This is a genomic window from Pseudomonas sp. GW822-FHT06B12 (assembly GCF_058799675.1).
On the sequence record NZ_JBXALR010000013.1, the window covers coordinates 119,777 to 143,897 of the forward strand.

Here is a 24,121-nt window from a genome sequence, read left to right on the forward strand (position 1 = left end):
CATGACCGACAAGAGCCAACAATTCGCCAGCGACAACTATTCCGGCATCTGCCCGGAAGCCTGGGCCGCCATGGAGCAGGCCAATCAAGGCCACCAACGCGCCTATGGCGACGATGAGTGGACTGCGCGCGCCTCGGACGATTTCCGCAAACTGTTCGAAACCGACTGCGAAGTGTTCTTTGCCTTCAACGGCACCGCGGCCAACTCGCTGGCGCTGTCGTCGCTATGCCAGAGCTACCACAGCGTAATCTGCTCGGAAACCGCCCACGTCGAAACCGACGAATGCGGCGCGCCGGAGTTCTTCTCCAACGGCTCCAAGCTGCTGATCGCACGCACTGAAAACGGCAAGCTGACCTCGGAATCGATCCGCGAAATCGCCCTCAAGCGCCAGGACATTCACTACCCGAAACCGCGCGTCGTGACCCTGACCCAGGCGACCGAAGTCGGCAGCATCTACACCCCGGAAGAAATCCGCGCCATCAGCGCCACCTGCAAAGAGCTGGGCCTGAACCTGCACATGGACGGCGCGCGCTTCTCCAACGCCTGCGCGTTCCTCAATTGCTCGCCCGCCGACCTGACCTGGAAAGCCGGCGTTGACGTGTTGTGCTTCGGCGGGACGAAAAACGGCATGGCGGTGGGAGAGGCGATTCTGTTCTTCAATCAGAAACTCGCTGAAGACTTCGACTACCGCTGCAAACAGGCCGGGCAACTGGCTTCGAAAATGCGTTTTCTCTCGGCACCGTGGGTCGGCCTGCTGGAAAACGACGCCTGGCTCAAACACGCCCGCCACGCCAACTACTGCGCACAGTTGCTGGCTGAGCTGGTGAGCGACATTCCAGGGGTTGAACTGATGTTCCCGGTGCAGGCCAACGGCGTGTTCCTGCAGCTCTCGGAATCGGCCGTCGCGGCACTGACCGCCAAGAGCTGGCGTTTCTACACCTTCATCGGCAAAGGCGGCGCCCGCTTCATGTGCTCGTGGGATACCGAGGTAGAGCGGGTGCGGGAATTGGCGGCGGATATTCGGGAAGTGATGAGCGCCTGATCTTCCACGCGGACATTTCCCACCCATTTCTCCGCGCCCGTCTTCTAGCGCCACCGCCTCACTCCCCGCAAAATGATCGTTCCCACGCTCTGCGTGGGAATGCATCCCCGGACGCTTCGCGTCCAGGCCGCGCCACAAGATTCACGGATGAATTCCATGGGCCGAAGCCGCTACTCCATCACCGAGCCCGACCAACCTCACTTCCTGACCTGCACAATCATGGAGTGGCTCCCGTTATTCATCCGGCCCTACATTGTCGATCACCTGCTCAATTGCTGGCGCTATCAACAATCCCATCAGAGCTTGCAGCTGTATGGCTACGTCATACTGGAAAACCATCTGCACTTCGTGGCCGAGGCTCCGAACTTGAGCAAATGCCTCAGCCAGTTCAAGTCCTTCACCGCCCGACAAATCATCGACGATCTGCAAAGCAAAGGCGCAGAACGAGCCCTGCAACGCCTGCGCTTCAGCAAGCGCGCCCATAAGCACGATCGGGTTTATCAGCTATGGCAGGAAGGTTCTCACGCCGAGTTGGTCTATAGCGAAGCAGTAATGCGACAAAAACTGGATTACATCCATCACAACCCGGTGAAGCGTGGATATGTGGATTTGGCAGAGCACTGGCGGTACTCAAGTGCTCGGAACTATGCAGGGATGGAAGGGCTTATCGAGATTCAGCGCTGGTATTGAAGCGTACGCCTGGACGACGGCGGCGAGGCAGGAACGCGGAGCGTCCCGAGAGGCATTCCCACGCGGAGCGCGGGAACGAGATCATGGTTGGGGGCCCGTGCACGCTCATTCCCACGCTCTGCGTGGGAATGAAGCCAGGGACGCTCTGCGTCCCTTCCCCCGGAGTAACGGGTTAAAACTCGATCCGCACATCCCCTTTCGGCACGCTGCAGCACGACAGGATGTAACCCTCGGCTTCGTCTTCTTCGGTGATCCCGCCGTTGTGCTCCATCTCGACCTCGCCACCCAGCTTCATTACCTTGCACGTCCCGCAGATCCCCATACCGCAGGCTTTCGGAATCAGCAGGCCAAGCTTGGCTGCAGCGGCGTGAACGGTTTCGCCCGGCGCCACGCGGATGCTTTTGCCGGACGCGGTGAATTCCACCTGATGCAGATCCGCCACGTCGATTTCCGGCGCATCGGCCGCTTGTTCGGCTTGCTCCACCGCATCAGCGCGGGCCTCGGGCGGTGTAGCACCGAAGGATTCCTCGTGATACCGCGTCATGTCGAAACCAGCGGCTTCCAGCAGGCGTTTGACCGCGTGCATGTAAGGCGTCGGGCCGCAGCAGAACACTTCGCGCTCAAGGAAGTCCGGCGCCATCAATTCCAGCATTTTGTGGTTCAGGTAACCGCGATAACCGGCCCAGGGCTCACCCAGACCATGCTTCTCGCAGATCAGGTGCAGGCTGAAGTTATCGATCCGCGACGCCATGTGCTCCAGCTCGCGGTGATAGATGATGTCTTTCGGCGAACGGGCGCTGTGGATAAACACCATGTCGACGTTGCCGTTGGTGTCGTAGAACCAGCGGGCCATGGACATGACCGGCGTGATCCCGACGCCACCGCTGAGATAGAGCACTTTCGGTGCGGTGAAATCCATGGCGTTGAACAGCCCGACCGGCCCGTGCACCGCCAGCTCCTGGCCTTCGTGCAGGGTGTCGTGCAACCAGTTGGAAACCTTGCCGCCCGGTACGCGCTTGATGGTCACCGAAAAGCTGTAAGGCACCGACGGCGAGCTGGAAATGGTGTACGAGCGCATGATCGGCACGCCGTCGATTTCCAGCTCCAGGGTGACGAACTGCCCCGGTTTGAAGAAGAACATGATCGGCTGGTCGGCCATGAAGCAGAAGGTCCGCACGTCCCAGGTTTCCTGGATGACTTTGACGCAACGGACAATGTGCCGACCATTGGCCCAGGTCTGGGTGGTTACTGGGTTCAGGAAACTATTGGACATGCTGATCTCCACGGCCGACTGTCGGCCTCATGTTGCCGATTCTGCGTATAGCGCAGATTGCCCATTTACCTATCTGCGACATTCACATGCTTATCGCGACCAGCCCACAACCACCGGGGGTTGCGCGTCGGGAACAGATTGGGCCATGTCGCCCATGGATAAGGTTCTGGCCTGCGACGGCCCCACACTCGCTTCAACAGATAAACGCTGTTTTCTGCCTTGCGTAGCAACCCTGATTAGCCACTATTCGCCGGCCACACAGATGGCCATGAGGACTTAAACGATGGACGTCACCACTACCCTGAGCTTGGGCGATCCACTGGAACCCGCACGCAAGGCCACCGCGCAGATGCTGCAAGAGCGCGAGCGTACGTTCTCGCTGCCACAGCCGTTCTACTCTGATGAGCGGTTGTTTGATATCGACATGCAGGAGATCTTCCAGAAAGAGTGGCTGATCGCCGGCATGACCTGCGAAATCCCGACCAAGGGCAACTACCTGACCCTGCAGATCGGCAAGAACCCGATCATCGTGATTCGCGGCGCAGAAGGCGTGGTTCATGCCTTCCATAACGTCTGCCGCCACCGTGGTTCACGTCTGTGCACCAGCGAAAAAGGCAAAGTCGCCAAACTGGTCTGCCACTACCACCAATGGACCTACGAGCTTGACGGTCGTCTGCTGTTCGCCGGCAGCGAGATGGGTGACGACTTCGACATGAAGCAGTACGGCCTGAAACCGGTCCACGTGAAGACCGCTGGTGGCTACATCTTTATCAGCCTCGCGGAAAACCCGCCGGCCATCGATGACTTCCTGTCGACACTGAACCATTACATGGAACCGTACGACATGGAAAACACCAAGGTGGCGGTGCAAACCACCCTGGTGGAACAGGCCAACTGGAAACTGGTGCTGGAAAACAACCGCGAGTGCTACCACTGCAACGCGTCGCACCCGGCACTGCTGAAAACCCTGCTGGAATGGGACGACGTCACCGACCCACGTGCCGACCAGGCGTTCAAGGACCACGTAGCCGCCTCTGCCGCTGCCTGGGAAGCCGAGAAGATTCCTTACGCACACGCAAGCTTCGGCCTGCGTAACCGCATCGTGCGCATGCCACTGCTCAAGGGCACCGTGTCGATGACCCTGGACGGCAAGCAAGCCTGCAAGAAACTCATGGGCCGGATCCAGAACCCGGACCTGGGCTCGATGCGCATCCTGCACCTGCCGCACTCGTGGAACCACTGCATGGGCGATCACATCATTGTGTTCACCGTGTGGCCGATCAGCGCGCAGGAAACCATGGTCACCACCAAATGGCTGGTGCACAAGGACGCGGTCGAAGGTGTGGATTACGACGTCGACCGCATGCGTGAAGTCTGGGATGCCACCAACAACGAGGACCGTCGTCTGGCCGAAGAGAACCAGCGCGGGATCAACTCCACGGCGTATCAGCCAGGCCCGTACTCCAAGACTTACGAGTTCGGCGTAGTGAACTTCGTCGATTGGTACAGCGAGCGTCTGCTGAGCAACCTGGGGGCCGAGCCTGCGCCTTACCTCAAGGGCGTGCCGGTTCACGGTTAAGAGCAAAAGCATCGCGAGCAGGCTCGCTCCCACAGGGGATTGGTGGTGTTCACAAATGCTGCGAACAACATCAATCAATGTGGGAGCGAGCTTGCTCGCGATGGCGGCCTACCTGTCACCACATCCCTCCCCTCGATACTCTCCCCCAAAACTTAGAACTGTACGAAATATGATCTATTGCGTTCCAGCCTATAAGGGACGTGGCGTGCAGCCTTCCGCGAACAAGTTATCCACACCTCCACCCACAGCTAATGGGGACAAGTGTGAATTCTCGACAAACTTTCTCCACAGAAACTGAAGAAAATCCGTGACTTATCCAGAAGCAGGGTTTCCGGCAGCGATTGAGCGTTTTTTGATCAGAACCCTGTAAGCCACGGTTCGTATAGCTTGCAGCGGATCGCGAACACCTTATCCACAGAAGCGCCAACAGACTTTGGGGGCAACTCCACAGCACCGACCCTGCTTTGTGGAAAACCGCGTCCAGGCTGCATATTTCGCGGGTTTGAGCGACAAAAGAACGGCAAAACCTGGCATCTGGTCAGTTATTAACCAGAAGCTTGAAAGCCCCGATCTGTATGGCTTACAGCGGACAGCGAACATCTTATCCACAGAAGCGCCAACAGAGATTGGGGGCAAGTCGTGAACCAGCGATTCCCTTATCCACTGAAAAAAGCTCGAAAAAACAACGAGTCAGGCTGGTCGTTTTTCGTACAAAGGCTTACAGGGCTTGATGTGCATGGGGTGCAGCGAGGGGTGAACATGTTATCCACAGAAGCGCTAACAGGGATTGTGGGTAACTGCATAACAACTGTGGGAGCGAGCTTGCTCCGGGCGGCGATCCGACGAAAGAGGTCTGTCAGTCAACATCATCGTTGAATTTGATGGCCTCTTCGCGAGCAAGCTCGCTCCCACAGGGATTTTCTTATGCTTAAGGCCGATACATCAAATAGGCTTCACCCGTGACCCGAATCATCGGGTGGGGTGTGATCTGGCAGGTATCGACGACACGGAAACCATGTCGCTCATAAAACCGACGGGCGCCGGTGTTCGCCGCATAGTCGATCAGGCTCAAGCCATTGAGCCCCAGCTGGTTGGCACGGTCGTAAGCGTAGGCGAGGAATTGTTGGCCCAGGCCCTGATTGCGCCAGCCTTCATGCAGCGCCAGGCTCGAAATATAGAGGGTGTCGGGGATTTCCATCCTGGCATACGGCGCCAGGACCGGATCGGTGACCGGAGCTGCCAGCGGATCGTATCGCATCGCGTAGCTGTGCAGCATGCCAATGACCTTCCCCTCCGCCTGCGCGATCACGCAGTTTTGATAGGAGAAATCGACGTCTTCACGGGCGTAGCGACTGGCACCGGCATCCAGCAGGTCCTGGCCGGGCTGCGCCAGTTGGCTCCAGATGTAATCCGCGGTACCTTCTGATGAAATCTGAAACAAGCGAGCAATCTCCCGCGCATCCGTGCGCAGGGCCGAACGAAATTCAACTGCCATTTACCGGGCTCCACAGGACCGTTAGCGAACCACGCCTTCTTCAATCAGCAACTTGAGAATCGCTTCAGCCCCGGCCTCGGCACTCACCCCTTTGAGCACCTGCCCACCGCCGCCGCTGGCCTTGGCCGTTGCGGCTTTCATCCGGTCGGCGCCGCTCTTGGCCTTGATCACTTTCAAGCGTTTTGGCCGTGGCTTGGCCGGTTGCAACGTTGCAACCGCCAGCAATTCATCGTCGATAATCTCAACGTCTTCCGCGTGCAACACTCCGCGCCGGGCCGGGCCGAAGGCGCTTTGCCGTGGCTTGGGCGCCGCGTTATCCACAGTGGCGAGAAACGGCAGGCGCACTTTCAAACGTCGACGCTGGCCACGGGGCAAGGCTTGCAGCACCAGGGCCGAATTGCCGTCGATGGATTCGACCTGCGCCAGCCCGACCACCAGCGGCCAGCCCAGGCTTTCCGCCAGCAGGAACGGCAACATGCCCGAGCCTTCACCGGTTTCCGCCTGACTGCCGGTCAGCACGACCTGCGCGCCGGCATCACGTAAATAAGCGGTCAACGCTGGCAGCGCATCCGCGCCCTGAGGCTGTTCCAGCACATGCAGCTGTTCCAGGCCCATGCCCAGATAAGCACGCAGCGCAGGCTCCTCGACATCACCGGCATGCAGCACTTGCAGGTTATCCCCAGCCAGTTGCAGACCGAGTTCAACCGCCCGCGCATCCTGCTCGGCGCGGCGTGGCCGGCCCGAGGTCGGGTGGGCGCCGATGGACACCAGGCTGATGACATTAGTACTCATAACCCTTTCCTTCTCTTAAGCCGCATCGCGCTTGGCGTCGTTGCGGTAAGCCTCTACCGCCGCGATCAAGGCCTGAAGAATCTCCGCGCTTTCACCAATCACCGACAGGTCGGCGCGCTTGATCATGTCGCAGCCAGGGTCAAGATTGATCGCCACCACCTTGTCGCAGGCACCGATGCCTTGCAGGTGCTGGATCGCCCCGGAAATCCCCACCGCCACGTACACCCGTGCGGTGACCCAGGTGCCACTGGCGCCGACCTGACGGTCGCGGGCCATGAAGCCGTCGTCCACCGCCACCCGCGATGCGCCTTCGGTAGCGCCGAGGGCGGCTGCGGTCCTGTGGAAAAGTCCCCAGTCCTTGACCCCGTTGCCACCCGAGAAGATGAACTCGGCCTCGGCCATGGGAATGGCTGCCGGGTCGACTGCCACCGCGCCCAGGTCTTCGATCCGCGACAGACTGCGCGCAACCGTTGTGGATAACTCCACCGGCAACGCTTCGTGACGGGTTTCGCTGACCGGCTCGGCGCATTCCACCGCCGCCAGAATCAACCGTGCGACAGGACGCGCCAAGTCTTGCAGACCGGCACCGGCGCGGCCGATGCACTCTTGATCCTTGACCTGCCAGACCCGCGTGGCCGGGCGCTCGCCGAGTGCCGCGGCAAAGCGCCGACCCAGTTCACCGCCACCGCTGCGGCTGTCCGGCAGCAGCCAGTGACGTGGATTGAACTGGTTATCCACAGCCCGCAGACCCTGCACCCGTTGCTCCGGTGCATAACCATTGAATTCTTCACCATCGAGCACCAGCAGGCGGTCGACACCTGCAGTGGCAAAGGCGTTTTCCTTGTGCTCGCCGAAAACGACTGCCAGTACCGCACCGTCCTTGCCGGCCAGTTGATGGGCCAGGCCTAGCAGGTCGCGGTCATGGCTACTCAATCGGCCACCGACCATGTCCGGCACCACGCTGATGTAGAAGGCAGGTGCAGCCACCTGATGCAGCGGCAGTTGCACTTCAACGGCTGCCGTACGCTTGGTCGCCCCGCCCTGCTGTGCACCACTACGGTCAATCCGCTTGATGCCATTGGGGCCGATGAAACCGATGCCGTGAGGATTCTTGCGAATGATCCCGTTGGGGCCCATCCAACTGTGTTCCACCGGTTGCATGGCGGCGTGCAGCGGATGCAGGCGGTTACGGGCGATCCATTCGGCGCGCGGATCGCGGCGGATAATGTCGCTCATCAGTGGGCCTCCGCAGGTTGACGTTTGATCGGTGCCGGTGACTTGCTCGGCGCCGCGTCTTCGAGCAGCGCATCGGCCACCAGTTCGGCGATGTCCTTGATCAGCGGTCGTGGTTCAACCACGCCTTCGAGCATCGCGGTGCACTGTGGACAACCCACGGCTACCAGTTCGGCACCGGTTTCGCGAATGTCGTCCATACGCATGTCAGGGATCCGTTGCTTGCCCGGAATGTCGGTGATCGGCGCACCACCGCCACCGCCGCAGCAGCGCGAGCGGAAACCGGAGCGTTGCATTTCCTTGACCTCGATCCCCAGCGCTCGCAGCACCTGGCGCGGCGCCTCGTATTCGCCGTTGTAGCGACCGAGGTAGCACGGGTCGTGATAGGTCACGCTGTCGCCTTTGTGCTGACCCAGATTGAGCGCGCCAGCGTCGATGATTTCCGCCATGTAGGTGCTGTGATGCTGCACCAGGTAGTTGCCATCGAACGCGCCGTATTCGTTCTTCAGCACGTGGAAACTGTGCGGATCGCAGGTGACGATGCGGTTGAAGCTGTATTTGGCCAGGGTCTGGATGTTGCGTTTGGCCAACAGCTGGAAGGTCGCTTCGTCGCCCAGACGGCGGGCTACGTCGCCGCTGTCACGCTCTTCAAGGCCCAGCACGGCAAAGTCGACTTTCGCGGCTTTCAGCACTTTGACGAAGGCGCGCAAGGTGCGCTGGTTGCGCATGTCGAAAGCACCATCGCCAACCCAGAACAGCACGTCAGTGGATTTCTTCTCGCTGAGCAGCGTCAGGTTCAGGTCCGCCGCCCAGTTCATCCGCCCGCCCGGCGCAAAACCGCCCGGGTTGTCGGTGGCGATCAGGTTTTCGAGGACTTCAGCGCCCTTGTTCGGGGTCGCACCTTTTTCCAGGGTCAGATGGCGGCGCATGTCGACGATGGCGTCAACGTGCTCGATCATCATCGGGCATTCTTCAACACAGGCACGGCAGGTGGTGCAGGACCACAGGGTTTCAGCGTCGACCAGACCGTTGACGATCGGTTGATGCGGATTGCCAGCGTGTTCGCCGATGGCCTTGCCTGGATACGGGCTGCCCGCAAACTTGGCATCGGTGCCGCCCGCCAGGCCGACGACCATGTCCTGAATCAGTTTTTTCGGGTTCAGCGGCTGGCCAGCGGCGAACGCCGGGCACGCGGCTTCGCATTTACCGCACTGCACGCAGGCGTCGAAGCCGAGCAGTTGGTTCCAGGTAAAATCCTTGGGTTTTTCCACACCCAAGGGGGCTTGCGGATCGTTCAGGTCAAGCGGTTTAAGACCCGTAGAACGACCACCACCAAAACGTTCGGCGCGACGGTGCCAGGCCAGGTGCAAGGCACCGGCGAAAGCGTGCTTCATCGGCCCGCCCCAGGTCATGCCGAGGAACAATTCGGAGACGCCCCACAGCACGCCAACACCGAGGATCGCCGCCAACAGCCAGCCGCCGAAGTTTTCCGGAAGGATGCCCGCCACCGGCAAGGTCACCAGGAAGAACGATGCCGAGAATGCCAGCAAGCTTTTCGGCAGGCGCATCCACGGACCTTTGGATAAACGCGCCGGCGGGTTGCGCCGACGCAGGTAAACAAAGATCGCACCGACGAACATCACTGCCGTCATCAGCAACAGTGCATAACCGAGGAAGCGGTTATGCAGGCCAAAACCGTGAACCAGGATCGCCAGCACGATGGACGCCACCGCACCACCCGCCGTGGCGACGTGGGTGTTGGCGATGTATTTGTCCCGCGCCACCACGTGGTGCAGATCGACCATGTAGCGTTTGGGCATGGCCAGCAGGCCGCCGATCAGATCGACCTTGGACGCACGGCCCCGGCGCCACATAGCCACCCGCCGCAGCGCGCCCAGGACAGCCAGGCCCAGGGCAGCGAACAGCAGGATGGGAAGAAGGGTGTTTAGCATGGTGGAGCTCCCAAAGACCTCGGGGTCTTGCAGGCTTAACTACCTGGATGCCTTGCTCGATTCCTGTGGGAGCGAGCTTGCTCGCGATTCAGGCGACGCGGTGCATCAGAGGTTCCGCGTCATCGTTCATCGCGAGCAAGCTCGCTCCCACAGGGGATCCACAAGCTCTTAGAAATCCTTGCACAGCCGCAGTGCGTCGTAGATCGCCGCGTGCGTATTGCGCTGGGCCACGCAGTCGCCGATGCGGAACAGCAAGTAGCCGTCACCCGTCTGGCTCAACGATGGCTGAGGCTTGATCGCGAACAAGGCTTCGATGTCCATCTGGCCTTTGTTGCGCGAGCCTTCCTTCAGCGCGTAGTAGATTTCTTCGTCCGGCCGCACGCCGTTCTCGACCACGACCTGATCGACCACCCGCTCCTCTTTGGCGCCGGTGTATTCGTTCTCGAGCACCGCCACCAGCTTGTCGCCTTCGCGGTAGACCTTCTCCAGCATCATGTCCCCGGTCATGATCACTTCTTTCGGGTACATGCTGCGGTAGTAAGTCGGGAACGATGTGCCGCCAATCGCCACACCCGGCTTGATGTCGTCGGTGACGATCTCGACCTGGCTGCCCTTGTCGGCGAGGAAGTCCGCCGTCGACATCCCGGTGAACTCGCAAATGGTGTCGTAGACCAATACGTTTTTGCCCGGTGCAACCTTGCCGTCGAGGATGTCCCAGCTGCTGACCACCAGGCCTTCAGCCGCACCCCAGTGTTCGTTCTGCTCAAGGAACGGATGACCGCCAACGGCGAGCACCACCACGTCCGGACGCAGGTCGAGAATGGTCGCCGCATCGGCTGCCACGCCCAGGCGCAGGTCGACTTTCAAACGCGCCAGTTCCAGCTGGAACCAACGGGTGATGCCGGCGATCTGGTCGCGTTGCGGGGCTTTCGAGGCGGTAGTGATCTGCCCGCCGATGAATTCTTTCTTCTCGAACAGGGTCACGTCGTGGCCACGTTCGGCCGACACGCGTGCAGCTTCCATCCCGGCAGGGCCGGCACCGACCACCACGACTTTGCGTTTGACACCGGTCGACTTCTCGATGATGTGCGGCACGCCCATGTATTCACGGGAGGTCGCGGCGTTCTGGATGCACAAAACGTCCAGGCCCTGATACTGACGGTCGATGCAGTAGTTGGCGCCAACACACTGTTTGATCTGGTCGACCTGGCCCATTTTGATCTTGGCGATCAGGTGCGGATCAGCGATGTGCGCACGGGTCATACCGACCATGTCGACGTAACCGCCTTCCAGAATACGCGTTGCCTGGTTCGGGTCCTTGATGTTCTGCGCGTGCAGCACCGGGGCCTTGACCACTTCCTTGATACCGGCCGCCAAATGCAGGAACGGCTCCGGTGGATAACTCATGTTGGGGATAACGTTGGCCAGGGTGTTGTGGGTATCGCAACCCGAACCCACGACGCCGATGAAGTCGATCATGCCGGTGTCGTCGTAGTACTTGGCGATCTGCTTCATGTCCTCATGGCTCAGGCCATCAGGGTGGAATTCGTCACCGCAGATACGGATGCCGACACAGAAGTCCGGACCGACTTCCTTGCGCACGGCCTTGATCACTTCCAGGCCGAAACGCATGCGATTCTCGAAGCTGCCGCCCCATTCGTCGGTACGTTTGTTGACTCGCGGGCTCCAGAACTGGTCGATCATGTGCTGGTGCACCGCCGACAGTTCAACGCCGTCCAGGCCACCGGCCTTGGCGCGCGCGGCGGCGCTGGCGTAGTTTCCGATCACCCGCCAGATTTCTTCCGGCTCGATGGTTTTGCAGGTCGCGCGGTGCACCGGTTCACGGATGCCCGACGGCGACAGCAGGGTCGGCCAATGCTCGCCATCCCAACGGGAACGACGGCCCATGTGGGTAATCTGAATCATGATCTTGGCGCCATGCTTGTGCATGGCATCGGCCAGATTCTGGAAGTGCGGAATGATCCGGTCGTCGGCCAGGTTGACCGACTTCCACCAGCCTTGCGGGCTGTCGATGGCCACGCTGGAGGAACCGCCGCAAATCGCCAGGCCGATCCCGCCCTTGGCTTTCTCTTCGTAATACTTCACGTACCGATCGGTGGTCATTCCGCCGTCGGTGGCGTAAACCTCGGCATGCGCGGTGCTGAGCACGCGGTTGCGGATGGTCAGTTTGCCGATTTGAATCGGCTGGAACATTGCTTCGAAAGCCATGGCAGGATCCTCGACTTACAACGGCTTGACGGTGAACAAGCCGTCGTCGTGGCCTTCTTCGGAGCCACCGTAAACCTGTTCGGCGACGGTGCGAATCTTGCTGCCGCGCGCTTGCAGAATCTGATCCATGGCACCGGCAAACCAGCCAGTGAACATGTAGTCGACCTTGCGTCCGACCTTGCCGTAGACGTAGACGAACGCCGAGTGTTCGAGCTTGACGCTGGCAGTGCCTTTGTCGAGGTCGATGTCCTGGATCTTGAACAGGCCCCAGCCACGTTGCGACAGGCGCTTCATGTAGTGCTCGAACACCGCAACACCTTCCAGGCCGTGGCATTCAGCTTCTTTTTCACACCAGTGCCAGGCGGATTTGTAACCGGCCTTGTAGAGGATCTCGGCATAGGCCTCAGCCCCCAGCACTTCCTCGATGCCCATGTGGTTGTTGACGAAGAAGTGACGCGGTACATACAACATCGGCAGGGCGTCAGAGGTCCAGACACCGGTTTCGCTGTCGACTTCGATTGGCAATTGCGGGGCGATCTTGGCCATGGAAACTTAACTCCAGAAAATTCGTTGTGTTGCCCGCTGCTCGGATGGCAGCGGGAAAGGATTCAGAGGTACGGCGGCTTATTCGCCCCAAACGTCCTTGAGAACGTTGACCCAGTTTTCGCCCATGATCTTGCGCACTACGCGCTCGGAATGGCCGCGCTTGAGCAGTGTCTCGGTCAGGTTCGGGAACTCGCCCACGGTGCGGATGCCCAGCGGGTTGATGATCTTGCCGAAGCTGGTCAGACGACGGGCGTAGCCCTTGTCGTGGGTCAGCATTTCGAAGAAATCCTGGCCATGACCCTGGGTGAAGTCGGTGCCGATACCGATCGCGTCTTCACCGACGATGTTCATGGTGTATTCGATGGCTTCGGCGTAGTCGTCGATGGTCGAATCGATGCCTTTGGCGAGGAACGGTGCGAACATGGTCACGCCGACAAAGCCGCCATGGTCGGCAATGAACTTCAGTTCTTCATCGGACTTGTTGCGCGGGTGTTCTTTGAGACCCGATGGCAGGCAGTGGGAGTAGCACACCGGCTTCTTCGATTCGAGAATGACTTCTTCAGACGTCTTGGAGCCGACGTGCGACAGGTCGCACATGATGCCGGCGCGGTTCATTTCCGCGACGATTTCACGGCCGAAACCGGACAGCCCGCCATCACGCTCGTAGCAACCGGTACCCACCAGGTTTTGGGTGTTGTAGCACATCTGTACCACGCCAACCCCGAGCTGCTTGAAGATCTCGACGTAGCCGATCTGGTCTTCAAAAGCATGGGCGTTCTGGAAGCCGAAGATGATCCCGGTCTTGCCCTGTTCTTTGGCGAGACGGATGTCGGCAGTGGTCTTGACCGGAATCACCAGGTCGCTGTTCTCACGAATCAGCTTCTGGCTCGCGGCGATATTGTTGATGGTCGCCTGGAACCCCTCCCACACCGAAACGGTGCAGTTGGCCGCGGTCAGACCGCCCTTGCGCATGTCTTCGAACAGCTCACGGTTCCACTTGGCAATGATCAGCCCGTCGATAACGATGCTGTCGGCGTGCAATTCGGCTGGGCTCATCAGGCTGTCCCCTTGTTAGCGATTCATGCGCCGAATCGTCTGCCGGCGCTTTGGGGTCAGCATATGCTTGAGGGACGGGGCAGCCGGGTGCAAAAACGACAGGGGAATTGCCGAAAGCGTCAATACGCGACAAAGGGTCTCACTGCGGGCTATTTGCCCAGCTGTTCTTTCCCCGGTAGTTGGGCCAGAATTCGCCGCATTACTGAATGTTTCACCGGAAGCTTTACTGGAATAAGGGGCGGCGGCGCAATGAAATCGATCTTCCTGGCTTTGGCACTGATAGCGACCGGCGTACAGGCGGCTGAAGAAGCCGACAACAACCCGTGCGATGCGGTCGAAAACGACGTCCAGACCCTGGAATGTTCGGCCTACAGCAAAACCACCGCAGAACAGTTGCTGAAGGACAATTTCCAGGCGCTACTGGAGCGGATGAAAACCAAATACGCGAACAACAAGGCGCAGTTGGCAGACATCACCGGCAAACTCCAGACCGCCGAGCAGCTCTGGATGAAGTCGCGGGATGCCGATTGCGCGATTGCGCCGTTCCCCGCGGCGGTGGGCAGCAAGGCCTATACCATTGACTTGAACGATTGCCTGGCGAGCAAAAGCGACGAGCGGTCGGAGTTTTTGGAGTCGATCGGCCAGGAATAAGACGCTAGAACGCATCCCATACCGATGCGAGCGTTATCAACAACTTCTGGCTTTGCGCCTTGTCGATATCCAACTCGGCGCAACAGGCAGTCCAGCCGGCAAAGGCATCCAGCGTCTGCTCGATGTAATGCCCAGGCCTGAGGAAACTGAAAGCCTTACAGACCTCGACAATTGCCTTGCGCGAGGGATTGCCTCGACCTGCGAATGCCGTGGTGTGCTCATTGCCTCGCCCACTCGTGCCGGAAAACGTCAGGTCGTAGCCCGGTGCCATTTTCCACCCGGCCAGCCCACCAAAGAACGAGAAGTTTTTGGCGTGATCGTCACGATTGTGGGCCAGGGCATTGAAGACCATCAATCGGGCCATTTTCTCTACCTCGACCGCATCCTTGGTCATCGCCCAGGTCGCCCGCAACAAATCCGCGTAATCAAGGCTGGGTGCCCGAAAGTCTGCGTACAGAATGGCCGAAGCGGTCAGCATGTGGCGCTTGGCATCTGCTTCACGGTCAAAACGTCTGGTCGCGAAAAACCGCTCGGTCCCCTTGGTGGTTTCGACCTGGAACAGCTGTGACTCGGATATCTCGACTCCCGCTGCGCGCGCCAATCGCGCATAAACCTGCTCAATGGCACCGCTGTCCCGGTGTTCGTCTTCGTTGCGGAACTTGATCAGCCAATGCTCGTATCCCTCAGGCATTTCAGCGAATGACGACACCGCACGACGCTTGTCCGGGGATAACCCGATCACCGCCTTGGGTCGTGCCCCGCCCGGTGAACCGCCGGCCAGGCGCAAGGACGTGATGACCTCGTCGGTGCTGCCGGACAGTATCGTCTGCGACGCTTCATAGAGGGCCGCCAGATCAAGGTCTTCCGAAGTCTCAATGGTTTCAAACATCGGCATGTATTCCAGCGCGCCCATACTCCGGTCACCCATGTAAGCCAGGCGATCCAGTGGGCCGATAGCGTGGCGCTCAGCGCTCAACTCGCTTCGAAAAAAGCGATCCATGAGCAGCAAACCCCAGCCGTCCGGCAACGAATCGCTAAAGGCCCCATGCAAGCCGCTGAACAGTTGCGGGTCGGCCGCCCTCTGGGGATTCACCGAGAAATCCATGTGAAACGGGGCAAGGTTGAACCCACTTGCCAACCAGCCCGGGTCATAGGAGAAAAACAGGCCCTGGCGAGGAATCGCGACCAGTTCGCCGACTCTTGTCCCCTGAAGCCTGACGCTGAGCGCGGTGACTGATTTCATGGTCGACCTCGAGACCTGCCGTAGTTTTTAAGCTCCTGAAGACTCAGGGACGCTGGCGAAATGAACAACCCGGTCAGGGGCTCTTCCACCCCAAGGCAAACAGCGATCAACAACAAGCCGTCGAGGGAAATCTTCCCGGTGGTTTCAAAGCGTTTGATATTCGACTCAGGCACGCCTGACTTCAAGGCGAGCGCTCGACGTGAAAAATTCTTGCTCAGCCTCAGCCTCTTGGCGTTCTCGGCGATCTGCAGCGCGATCTCGCCGGGCGAGTAAAGGACATGGGTAAGGGCCATGATTCGACCTCAAGGTGAATGCTGGCAAGTGTAGCAGCGGAATGGCGCGACAAAAAATAATGGACAACATATAGCCAAAAAATGACAATAAATCTATTTAACGGACAATATATTGTCTTTTATATATAAACATTTCATCCCCACCACCTCACTGGATACCCAGCCGAACCGCACGTATCCTGCAATCGTTAGCCCGCCAGCTTTGACCGCTTGCGCCAGGTGCGCGACCATCACCCGCCACTCCACGCATTCCTCCAAGGCGAGTCCATGAAAATCTGCGGCATCGAAATCAAAGGCAGCGAAGCGATCATCGCCGTCGCCTCTCTCGACAATCAGGCGCTGACTCACGTCGCACTGAACACCAAGAAAATCGCCCTCGACGACGATGACGAAGCCGCCAACGTCAAAGCCTTCGCCGCACAGGTCAGCGCGTTTGTCCGCGAGAACGGCATCGAGCGCATCGCGATCAAGAAGCGCAGCAAAAAAGGCGAGTTCGCCGGCGGCCCGACCACCTTCAAGATCGAAGGGGTTTTCCAGTTGCTGGAAAACTGCGACGTCACCCTGCTCTCGCCGCAGACCATCAACGCGCAGAACAAAAAACACGATTTCGCCCTGCCGCCGACACTGAACAAATATCAGCATGAGGCATACAAAGCAGCGTGTTCGGGGTTGGTGAAGAAGTAGGTTTTAGGTTTACTGAGCCCTCTGGGCGCGATAGTGCTTGAGCCAGTCGGCAAACGACTTGTCTTCAAGCGCATAAGCGCCGCGATTCGATTTCCAGACCAGCTCCTTTTCACGCAGAGCATCAATGCACGCCTGAATAGTCTGGGTGCCCGGCACCACCTCACTGCCCATCGTTTCCAGCGCTTTTGCCACCGCGACCAACGTCGCGTCGGTGAAAGGCGCAAAGGGTTCGTTGCTCTGCGAACGCTCGACCATCACCTCCAGCACTGCACGCTGTGCAACGGTCAGGGCATTCCAGGCGCTTTCAAACTCGGTCCACACGCCGGCACGCAACAATTCGGCGCTGCTTCGTAGCAATTGGCTCAGATTACTTGCTTCGCCCAACTCCAGAGCCACCTCACCAATAATGGTCCGGAGCATTTCAGGACGGCGCCCGACTAATTCGAAAGCCTCGTCGATGTCTTCGGCGACAAACTGGTTGGTTTGCGCTAAATGGGCATTCAAGTGGACGGTGTAGGCTTGGGTGAACGCTTTGCTCAATAGCGGGAACGGAGTAATGCTGGAACCGTAGAAAGGCTGGTTTCGGCTCAGCACCAAGTGAGCCAGTTTGTCGCGATTGGACCCTGTGAACACCAGACGCAAACCACCGGCCCCTCCCTCGCGCCCTTGATTCAGCTGATCCCGGGCAGCTTTGAGCCCGAACATGGCGTTGACCCCCGCTTCAGAGCTCAACGCATGCTGGGCTTCGTCGATCACCAGCACAACGGTCTTGCCAGCAGCGTTGTGCAGTAGTTCCAGAGCTTGAGTCAGCGTCGCGCCTTCGGGCAATTGTGGCTTGCTGAAATCCCAGGACAGCGTACGCAGGAAACTGAGTTTCTCGACGCCCATCGACTTGGCCAGTTTGCGAATGCCCTTCTCATACGGTACCAACGCCCCCGCAATGGCGGCAGCGATCAGGTCGGCAGGGTCTTTTTCTCGGTTGGCCCAAAGATCGACGTAGACCGCCAACCAACCTCGGGATTCACATTCCGGTATCAGGTCTTCGCGCAGGAAGGTACTTTTCCCGGTACGCCTTGGCGCGGCCAGGAACAGGCCTGAGGTGTAATCCTGAATTCCGGCCCCCGTCAAACCATCGGCAATATTTTGAGCCAGACTGGGTCGACGGAACACAAAACCGCTGCTTTTCGACATGGCTTTATACTCAATTATTAAAACAACTATAATTTATAGTCGAGAGTATAAATTACTATAAATGCCTGTCAAACCACCTCCCGCCCATCCCCCAACCGCCGCCGATCCTCCCGCGGGCAACGCGCAAAACGCGTCCGATAGCTGCGGGTGAAATACGACGGCGATTCAAACCCGCAGGCGATGCTCACCTCCAGCACGCTCATATCGGTCTGGCGCAGCAGTTGCCGGGCTTTTTCCAGCCTTAACCCCAGGTAGAAATTGCTCGGCGTATCGTTGAGGTGCAAGCGGAACAGGCGCTCAAGTTGACGTCGCGTCACCTTGATCGAATCCGCCAACTCCAGGGTGCTGAGCGGCGGTTCGCTGTGCTGTTCCATCTCGCCAATCACCTGCACCAGTTTCTTGTTGCTGATGCCGTAGCGCGTGGCGATCTGCATGCGTTGGTGGTCTTTGCGCGGGCGAATGCGCCCGAGCACGAATTGTTCGCTGACCTGGATCGCCAGCTCCGGACCGTGGGCCTGGGCGATCAGGTCGAGCATCAGGTCGATGGACGCAGTGCCGCCGGCCGAGGTGATGCGGCGACGGTCGATTTCGAAGAGTTCCTGGGTGACGCTGAGCTGTGGATATGACTCCTTGAAAGCGTCGATGGCCTCCCAGTGCAGCGTCACGCGGTGGCCGTCGAGCAGCCCCGCTTCGGCGAGGACAAAGCTGCCGGTATCGATACCGCCGAGGGTCACGCCGTCGTGATCGAGGCGACGCAGCCAGTGTTCCAGTGTCGGGTTGACGAATTTCAGCGGTTCAAAACCGGCGACCACCAGCAAGGTCGCACCCTTTTTCAGCGGTTCCAGCGCCGCATCGGCGTTGAGCGACATGCCGTTGCTCGCCAATACCGGGCCGCCGTCGGCGCTCAGCACATGCCAGCGGTACAGCTCGCCACGAAAACGGTTGGCCACCCGCAGCGGTTCGATCGCCGAGATGAAACCGATGGCCGAGAAACCCGGCATCAACAAAAAGTAGAAATCCTGGGACATGGAACGCACTCGGATGGCGGGCAGCGTGTGGACGTTGATACGCCACTTGCAAGCGACAGACAAGAGCACAGGTCGCTGCAGTGCAAGAGCTGGTCGCCGCTGTGCGTTTTCTGCCATGTTCAGCTGCGTAACGTGACATCACCGGCGCACAGAGACGACGGACCCCACAATAATGACCTGCCGAGGATCCCACCATGAAACGACTGATCAGCAGCTGCGTTCTCGCACTCAGTGGTACCGCTTTCTTGAGTTCCGGCGCGATGGCTGCCGACCCCGCCGCGTGCCAGAACGTGCGCATGGGTGTGGTGAACTGGACCGACGTGATCGCCACCAGCGCCATGACCCAGGTTCTGCTCGATGGCCTCGGCTACAAGACCAAACAAACCAGTGCATCCCAGCAAATCATCTTCGCCGGCATCCGCGACCAGCGCCTGGACATGTTCCTCGGCTACTGGAACCCGTTGATGACCCAGACCATCACCCCGTTTGTCGCTGGCAAGCAGGTGACCGTCCTCGGTGAGCCGAGCCTCAAAGATGCCCGCGCCACCCTCGCCGTACCGACTTACCTGGCCGACAAGGGCCTGAAGACCTTCGCTGACATTGCCAAGTTCGAAAAAGAACTGGGCGGCAAGATTTACGGCATCGAGCCAGGTTCGGGCGCCAACACCCAGATCAAGGAAATGATCGCCAAGAACCAGTTCGGCCTGGGCAAGTTCCAGCTGGTCGAATCCAGTGAAGCCGGCATGCTCGCGGCGGTGGATCGCGCCGTGCGACGCAACGAAGCCGTGGTGTTCTTCGGCTGGGCACCGCACCCGATGAACGTCAACGTGAAAATGACCTACCTCACCGGCAGCCAGGACGCCCTAGGCCCGAACGAAGGCTCGGCCACCGTTTGGACCGTGACCGCCCCGAACTACGCCAGCCAGTGCCCGAACGTCAGCCGCTTGCTCAGCAACCTGACCTTCACCGCCGAAGACGAGAGCCGGATGATGCAACCGCTGCTCGATCACAAGGACGCCTTCGAGTCGGCCAAGCAGTGGCTCAAGGATCACCCGCAAGACAAGCAGCGCTGGCTTGAAGGCGTAACCACCTTCGACGGCAAACCGGCCGCCCAGAACCTGCAACTGACCAGTCAATAACACCGAAATGAACCCCTCTTCGCAGCCGGTTTCGGCTGCGAGCGGGCCCGCTACGCCAAAAAATCATGCCTGAAGGAAATCGCACCATGAACCACGACGTCATCATCACCTGCGCACTCACCGGTGCTGGCGACACGACCGCCAAGAGCCCACACGTGCCGGTCACCCCAAAACAGATCGCCGCCGCCGCGGTAGAAGCCGCCAAAGCCGGGGCCACCGTGGTCCACTGCCATGTGCGCAACCCTGAAACCGGCAAGTTCAGCCGTGACGTGGCGCTGTACCGCGAAGTGATGGAGCGCATTCGCGAAGCGGACGTCGACATCATCGTCAACCTGACTGCCGGCATGGGCGGCGACCTGGAAATCGGCGCTGGCGAGAACCCGATGGAGTTCGGCCCGAACACTGACCTGGTCGGCCCACTGACCCGTCTGGCTCACGTTGAAGAGCTGCTGCCGGAAATCTGCACACTCGATTGCGGCACCCTGAACTTCGGCGACGGGGACACCATTTACGTTTCCACCCCGGCGCAACTGCGTGCTGGCGCCAAACGTATTCAAGAGCTCGGTGTGAAAGCCGAACTGGAAATCTTCGACACCGGTCACCTGTGGTTCGCCAAACAGCTGATCAAGGAAGGCCTGCTCGACGACCCGCTGTTCCAGCTATGTCTGGGCATCCCATGGGGCGCACCGGCTGACACCACCACCATGAAAGCCATGGTCGACAACCTGCCGGCCAATGCGGTCTGGGCCGGTTTCGGCATCGGCCGCATGCAAATGCCGATGGCAGCCCAAGCGGTGCTGCTGGGCGGCAACGTGCGGGTCGGGCTGGAAGACAACATCTGGCTGGATCGCGGCGTGCTGGCGACCAACGGCCAGTTGGTCGAACGCGCCAGCGAAATCCTCAGCCGCCTCGGCGCCCGCGTTCTGACCCCAGCCGAAGGCCGGGCGAAGATGGGCCTGACCAAGCGCGGCTGACCGCTAATCACTCTTCCCCTGTGGGAGCGAGCTTGCTCGCGATGACGTCAGTACATCCAACGCATCGTCTGTGGCAGGAACATCGCCATCGCGAGCAAGCTCGCTCCCACATTAGATCACCGACTTTCATTAGGACGTCACCATGAGCTTTATCACCGAAATCAAAACATTCGCCGCGCTGGGCAGTGGTGTCATCGGCAGCGGTTGGGTATCCCGCGCCCTCGCCCATGGCCTTGATGTGGTGGCCTGGGACCCGGCACCCGGTGCCGAAGCCGCTCTGCGCAAACGCGTCGCGAATGCATGGGGCGCGCTGGAGAAACAAGGCCTGGCACCTGGCGCATCGCAGGATCGTCTGCGCTTTGTCGCGACCATCGAAGAGTGCGTGCGGGATGCCGACTTCATTCAGGAAAGCGCCCCGGAACGCCTTGAACTGAAGCTCGAACTGCACAGCAAAATCAGCGCGGCGGCCAAGCCCAACGCACTAATCGGCTCCAGCACCTCGGGGCTGTTACCGAGCGAGTTCTACGAGGGTTCGACCCACCCGGAACGTTGCGTGGTCGGCCATCCGTTCAACCCGGTTTACCTGCTGCCCTTGGTGGAAGTGGTCGGCGGCAAGAACACCGCACCAGAAGCCGTACAGGCAGCGATGAAGGTCTACGAATCGCTGGGCATGCGCCCTCTGCATGTACGCAAGGAAGTGCCGGGGTTTATCGCCGACCGTCTGCTCGAAGCGCTGTGGCGCGAGGCGCTGCACCTGGTCAACGACGGCGTGGCGACCACTGGCGAAATCGATGATGCAATTCGTTTTGGCGCCGGGCTGCGCTGGTCGTTCATGGGCACTTTCCTGACCTACACCCTGGCCGGTGGCGATGCCGGTATGCGGCACTTCATGGCGCAGTTCGGTCCAGCGCTGCAATTGCCGTGGACTTACCTGCCAGCCCCGGAGCTGACCGACAAACTGATCGACGACGTGGTCGACGGCACCAGCGATCAGTTGGGTAAACACAGCATTTCGGCGCTGGAACGCTATCGTGATGATTGCCTGCTGGCGGTGCTGGAGGCGGTGAAGACCACCAAGGAAAAGCATGGGATGGCGTTTAGCGAATAATTAATCAGCAGGTCTGGCCCCTTCGCGAGCAAGCCCGCTCCCACAGTTGATTTGGAGTGTGACTGCTATTTGTGTCACCCAGTAGATCCCTGTGGGAGCGGGCTTGCTCGCGAAAGCGGTAGTCCAGTCACCACCAACATCGGAACCCGAACCATGCCAGCCCTAACCACCTATCAAACCAAAATCATCCCCGACTGGGTCGACTACAACGGCCATCTGCGCGATGCGTTTTACCTGCTGATTTTCAGCTACGCCACCGACGCACTGATGGACCAACTGGGCATGGACAGCAACAACCGCGAAGCCAGCGGCAACTCGTTGTTCACCCTCGAACTGCACCTCAACTACCTGCACGAAGTGAAGCTCGGCGCTGAGGTCGAGGTGCATACCCAGATCATTGGTCACGACCGCAAACGCCTGCACCTCTACCACAGCCTGCACCTGGTGGGCGGTGAAAAAGAGTTGGCGGGCAACGAGCAAATGCTGCTGCACGTCGATCTCGCAGGACCGCGTTCGGCACCATTCAGCGAACCGGTACTGAACAAACTGCTGGCCATGACCGCACTGCAATCGGACTTGCCCACACCGGCCTACATCGGCCGAGTGATCGCCCTCCCGCCGGAAAAATAACAATCAAAACAAGGAGCTCGCATGAACACCGCCGCCGCTGTTGCCGACTTCCGCAGTTACCCGCTAATCAGCGCATTGACCGCCGTACAAACCCTGGCGGACCAAGTGCTGGTGACCTGGGCCGATGGCCGGGTCAGCCCCTTTCACCATCAATGGTTGCGCGACAACTGTCCGTGCCCGGTTTGCGTGTATACCGTGACCCGCGAACAGGTGCTGGAAATCGCCGATGTCGCTGAAGATCTGTGCCCCGCCATCGCCCAGGTCGATGCCGATGGCTGTCTGTCTATCGATTGGCAGGACGGTCATACCAGCCGCTTCGATCCTGGCTGGTTGCGCGCTCACGCCTATGACGATGAATCCCGGGCCGAGCGCAGCGCCGGTAAACCGAAAAGCCAGCTGTGGAACAGCCAACTGAAGCTGCCGGTGTTCGAGTATCAAGCAGTGATGGACGACCCCAATGCCCTGCTGCAATGGCTTTTGGCACTGCGCGATATCGGCCTGACCCAAGTGCGCGGCATCCCCACCGAACCCGGCTCGCTGACGCACATCGCCAAGCGGATTTCGTTCATCCGCGAGAGCAATTTTGGCGTGCTGTTCAACGTGCAATCCAAGGCCGACGCCGACAGCAATGCTTACACCGCATTCAACCTGCCGCTGCACAGCGATCTGCCGACGCGCGAGTTGCAACCGGGGCTACAGTTTCTGCATTGCCTGGTCAACGACGCGGACGGTGGCGAGAGTATTTTTGTCGACGGTTTTGCGATTGCCGACGCCTTGCGCCAGGAAGACCCCGAAGCCTTCCGGGCGCTGTGCGAAATCCCCGTCGAGTTTCGCAACAAGGACCGCCACAGCGACTATCGTTGCCTGGCACCGATCATCGCCCTCGATACGCTGGGGCAAGTGTCGGAAATCCGCATGGCGAATTTTCTGCGGGGGCCGTTCGATGCGTCGGTCGAGCAGATGCCCAAGTTGTATCGGGCCTATCGACGGTTTATCGCCATGACCCGCGAAGCGCGTTTTCGGCTCATCACCCGCCTCAACCCCGGTGAAATGTGGTGCTTCGATAACCGCCGAACCCTGCACGCCCGTAACGCTTTCGACCCCACCAGCGGCGCCCGGCATTTCCAGGGCTGCTACATCGATCGCGATGAGTTGCTCTCGCGCATTTTGGTGTTGCAACGCTAGACCGCGTCATCGTTCATCGCGAGCAGGCTCGCTCCCACAGGTTTCCGTGTCGTTCACAGATCCCATGTGGGAGCGAGCTTGCTCGCGATGGCGTCCGACCAGGCAATA

At 59.7% G+C, this 24,121-nt stretch carries 22 protein-coding genes; 11 read left to right on the plus strand and 11 right to left on the minus strand.

Annotation, left to right across the window (positions count from 1 at the left end; genetic code table 11):
- The first annotated feature begins 1 nt into the window (after position 1).
- Positions 2 to 1,042, plus strand: a complete 1,041-nt coding sequence (locus tag AC1RKH_RS24275) for a threonine aldolase family protein (protein ID WP_493063905.1) — start codon at positions 2 to 4, stop codon at positions 1,040 to 1,042.
- Between the two features lie 156 nt (positions 1,043 to 1,198).
- Positions 1,199 to 1,732 (plus strand): REP-associated tyrosine transposase, encoded by a 534-nt coding sequence (locus AC1RKH_RS24280; RefSeq protein ID WP_493063904.1) that lies wholly within the window; start codon positions 1,199 to 1,201, stop codon positions 1,730 to 1,732.
- 172 nt (positions 1,733 to 1,904) lie between these two features.
- Here AC1RKH_RS24280 and gbcB read toward each other — a convergent pair whose 3' ends face one another.
- Positions 1,905 to 3,005 carry a glycine betaine monooxygenase reductase subunit gene (gbcB, locus tag AC1RKH_RS24285; RefSeq protein ID WP_123426516.1) on the minus strand — a complete coding sequence of 367 codons (1,101 nt, stop codon included), beginning with the start codon at positions 3,003 to 3,005 and terminating at the stop codon, positions 1,905 to 1,907.
- A 283-nt stretch (positions 3,006 to 3,288) separates the two neighbouring features.
- Here gbcB and gbca point away from each other — a divergent pair, with 283 nt between their 5' ends.
- Positions 3,289 to 4,584, plus strand: coding sequence for a glycine betaine monooxygenase oxygenase subunit (gene gbca, locus AC1RKH_RS24290; RefSeq protein WP_123426514.1), 1,296 nt, complete (start codon positions 3,289 to 3,291; stop codon positions 4,582 to 4,584).
- A gap of 928 nt (positions 4,585 to 5,512) precedes the next feature.
- Here gbca and AC1RKH_RS24295 read toward each other — a convergent pair.
- The 7 genes from AC1RKH_RS24295 to AC1RKH_RS24325 all read right to left on the minus strand — a co-directional run bounded on the left by AC1RKH_RS24295 (position 5,513) and on the right by AC1RKH_RS24325 (position 13,887).
- The gene (locus AC1RKH_RS24295; protein ID WP_493063903.1) at positions 5,513 to 6,079 is read right to left on the minus strand and encodes a GNAT family N-acetyltransferase; all 567 of its coding nucleotides are present in this window, start codon (positions 6,077 to 6,079) and stop codon (positions 5,513 to 5,515) included.
- Positions 6,080 to 6,100: 21 nt separating this feature from the next.
- A complete protein-coding gene (gene etfB / locus AC1RKH_RS24300) occupies positions 6,101 to 6,871 on the minus strand; it encodes an electron transfer flavoprotein subunit beta (protein ID WP_123426512.1) in 771 nt (256 codons plus the stop codon).
- A gap of 15 nt (positions 6,872 to 6,886) precedes the next feature.
- Positions 6,887 to 8,107, minus strand: coding sequence for an electron transfer flavoprotein subunit alpha (gene etfA / locus AC1RKH_RS24305; RefSeq protein WP_493063902.1), 1,221 nt, complete (start codon positions 8,105 to 8,107; stop codon positions 6,887 to 6,889).
- Positions 8,107 to 10,056, minus strand: a complete 1,950-nt coding sequence (dgcB, locus tag AC1RKH_RS24310; RefSeq protein ID WP_493063901.1) for a dimethylglycine demethylation protein DgcB — start codon at positions 10,054 to 10,056, stop codon at positions 8,107 to 8,109. The genes etfA and dgcB overlap by 1 nt, the downstream gene beginning before the upstream one ends.
- Positions 10,057 to 10,224: 168 nt before the next feature.
- Positions 10,225 to 12,285: a dimethylglycine demethylation protein DgcA gene (dgcA, locus tag AC1RKH_RS24315; RefSeq protein ID WP_493063900.1), complete on the minus strand. Its 2,061-nt coding sequence runs from the start codon at positions 12,283 to 12,285 to the stop codon at positions 10,225 to 10,227.
- 15 nt (positions 12,286 to 12,300) lie between these two features.
- Positions 12,301 to 12,831: a DUF5943 domain-containing protein gene (locus tag AC1RKH_RS24320; RefSeq protein ID WP_007947752.1), complete on the minus strand. Its 531-nt coding sequence runs from the start codon at positions 12,829 to 12,831 to the stop codon at positions 12,301 to 12,303.
- A 78-nt stretch (positions 12,832 to 12,909) separates the two neighbouring features.
- Complete coding sequence (locus AC1RKH_RS24325; protein ID WP_123426508.1) at positions 12,910 to 13,887, minus strand: dipeptidase; 978 nt, start codon at positions 13,885 to 13,887, stop codon at positions 12,910 to 12,912.
- A gap of 249 nt (positions 13,888 to 14,136) precedes the next feature.
- Here AC1RKH_RS24325 and AC1RKH_RS24330 point away from each other — a divergent pair, with 249 nt between their 5' ends.
- The gene (locus AC1RKH_RS24330) at positions 14,137 to 14,538 is read left to right on the plus strand and encodes a lysozyme inhibitor LprI family protein (protein WP_493063899.1); all 402 of its coding nucleotides are present in this window, start codon (positions 14,137 to 14,139) and stop codon (positions 14,536 to 14,538) included.
- 4 nt (positions 14,539 to 14,542) lie between these two features.
- On the opposite strand, the gene AC1RKH_RS24335 is transcribed toward AC1RKH_RS24330, so the two are convergent.
- Positions 14,543 to 15,781 (minus strand): type II toxin-antitoxin system HipA family toxin, encoded by a 1,239-nt coding sequence (locus AC1RKH_RS24335; protein WP_493063898.1) that lies wholly within the window; start codon positions 15,779 to 15,781, stop codon positions 14,543 to 14,545.
- Between the two features lie 60 nt (positions 15,782 to 15,841).
- Between AC1RKH_RS24335 and AC1RKH_RS24340 the strand changes: the two genes are divergently transcribed.
- Positions 15,842 to 16,054 (plus strand): hypothetical protein, encoded by a 213-nt coding sequence (locus AC1RKH_RS24340; protein ID WP_493063897.1) that lies wholly within the window; start codon positions 15,842 to 15,844, stop codon positions 16,052 to 16,054.
- Between the two features lie 287 nt (positions 16,055 to 16,341).
- Entirely contained in the window at positions 16,342 to 16,758 is a 417-nt protein-coding gene (locus tag AC1RKH_RS24345) for a DUF3010 family protein (protein WP_493063896.1), read from the plus strand.
- 9 nt (positions 16,759 to 16,767) lie between these two features.
- Here the strand turns inward: AC1RKH_RS24345 and AC1RKH_RS24350 are convergent, their stop codons facing one another.
- Together AC1RKH_RS24350 and AC1RKH_RS24355 are read right to left on the minus strand one after the other, a co-directional pair.
- Positions 16,768 to 17,949: an ATP-binding protein gene (locus tag AC1RKH_RS24350; protein WP_493063895.1), complete on the minus strand. Its 1,182-nt coding sequence runs from the start codon at positions 17,947 to 17,949 to the stop codon at positions 16,768 to 16,770.
- 68 nt (positions 17,950 to 18,017) lie between these two features.
- Positions 18,018 to 18,977: a GlxA family transcriptional regulator gene (locus tag AC1RKH_RS24355; protein ID WP_493063894.1), complete on the minus strand. Its 960-nt coding sequence runs from the start codon at positions 18,975 to 18,977 to the stop codon at positions 18,018 to 18,020.
- A gap of 194 nt (positions 18,978 to 19,171) precedes the next feature.
- Between AC1RKH_RS24355 and choX the strand changes: the two genes are divergently transcribed.
- From choX to AC1RKH_RS24380, 5 genes are all read left to right on the plus strand, one after another.
- Entirely contained in the window at positions 19,172 to 20,116 is a 945-nt protein-coding gene (gene choX / locus AC1RKH_RS24360) for a choline ABC transporter substrate-binding protein (RefSeq protein WP_493063893.1), read from the plus strand.
- An 86-nt stretch (positions 20,117 to 20,202) separates the two neighbouring features.
- Positions 20,203 to 21,090, plus strand: a complete 888-nt coding sequence (gene cdhC / locus AC1RKH_RS24365) for a 3-dehydrocarnitine:acetyl-CoA trimethylamine transferase CdhC (RefSeq protein ID WP_019694008.1) — start codon at positions 20,203 to 20,205, stop codon at positions 21,088 to 21,090.
- A 142-nt stretch (positions 21,091 to 21,232) separates the two neighbouring features.
- Positions 21,233 to 22,198, plus strand: coding sequence for an L-carnitine dehydrogenase (locus tag AC1RKH_RS24370; RefSeq protein WP_493063892.1), 966 nt, complete (start codon positions 21,233 to 21,235; stop codon positions 22,196 to 22,198).
- 153 nt (positions 22,199 to 22,351) lie between these two features.
- Entirely contained in the window at positions 22,352 to 22,828 is a 477-nt protein-coding gene (locus AC1RKH_RS24375) for a thioesterase family protein (RefSeq protein WP_493063891.1), read from the plus strand.
- Positions 22,829 to 22,849: 21 nt separating this feature from the next.
- Entirely contained in the window at positions 22,850 to 24,013 is a 1,164-nt protein-coding gene (locus tag AC1RKH_RS24380; RefSeq protein ID WP_493063890.1) for a gamma-butyrobetaine dioxygenase, read from the plus strand.
- Positions 24,014 to 24,121: the final 108 nt, after the last annotated feature.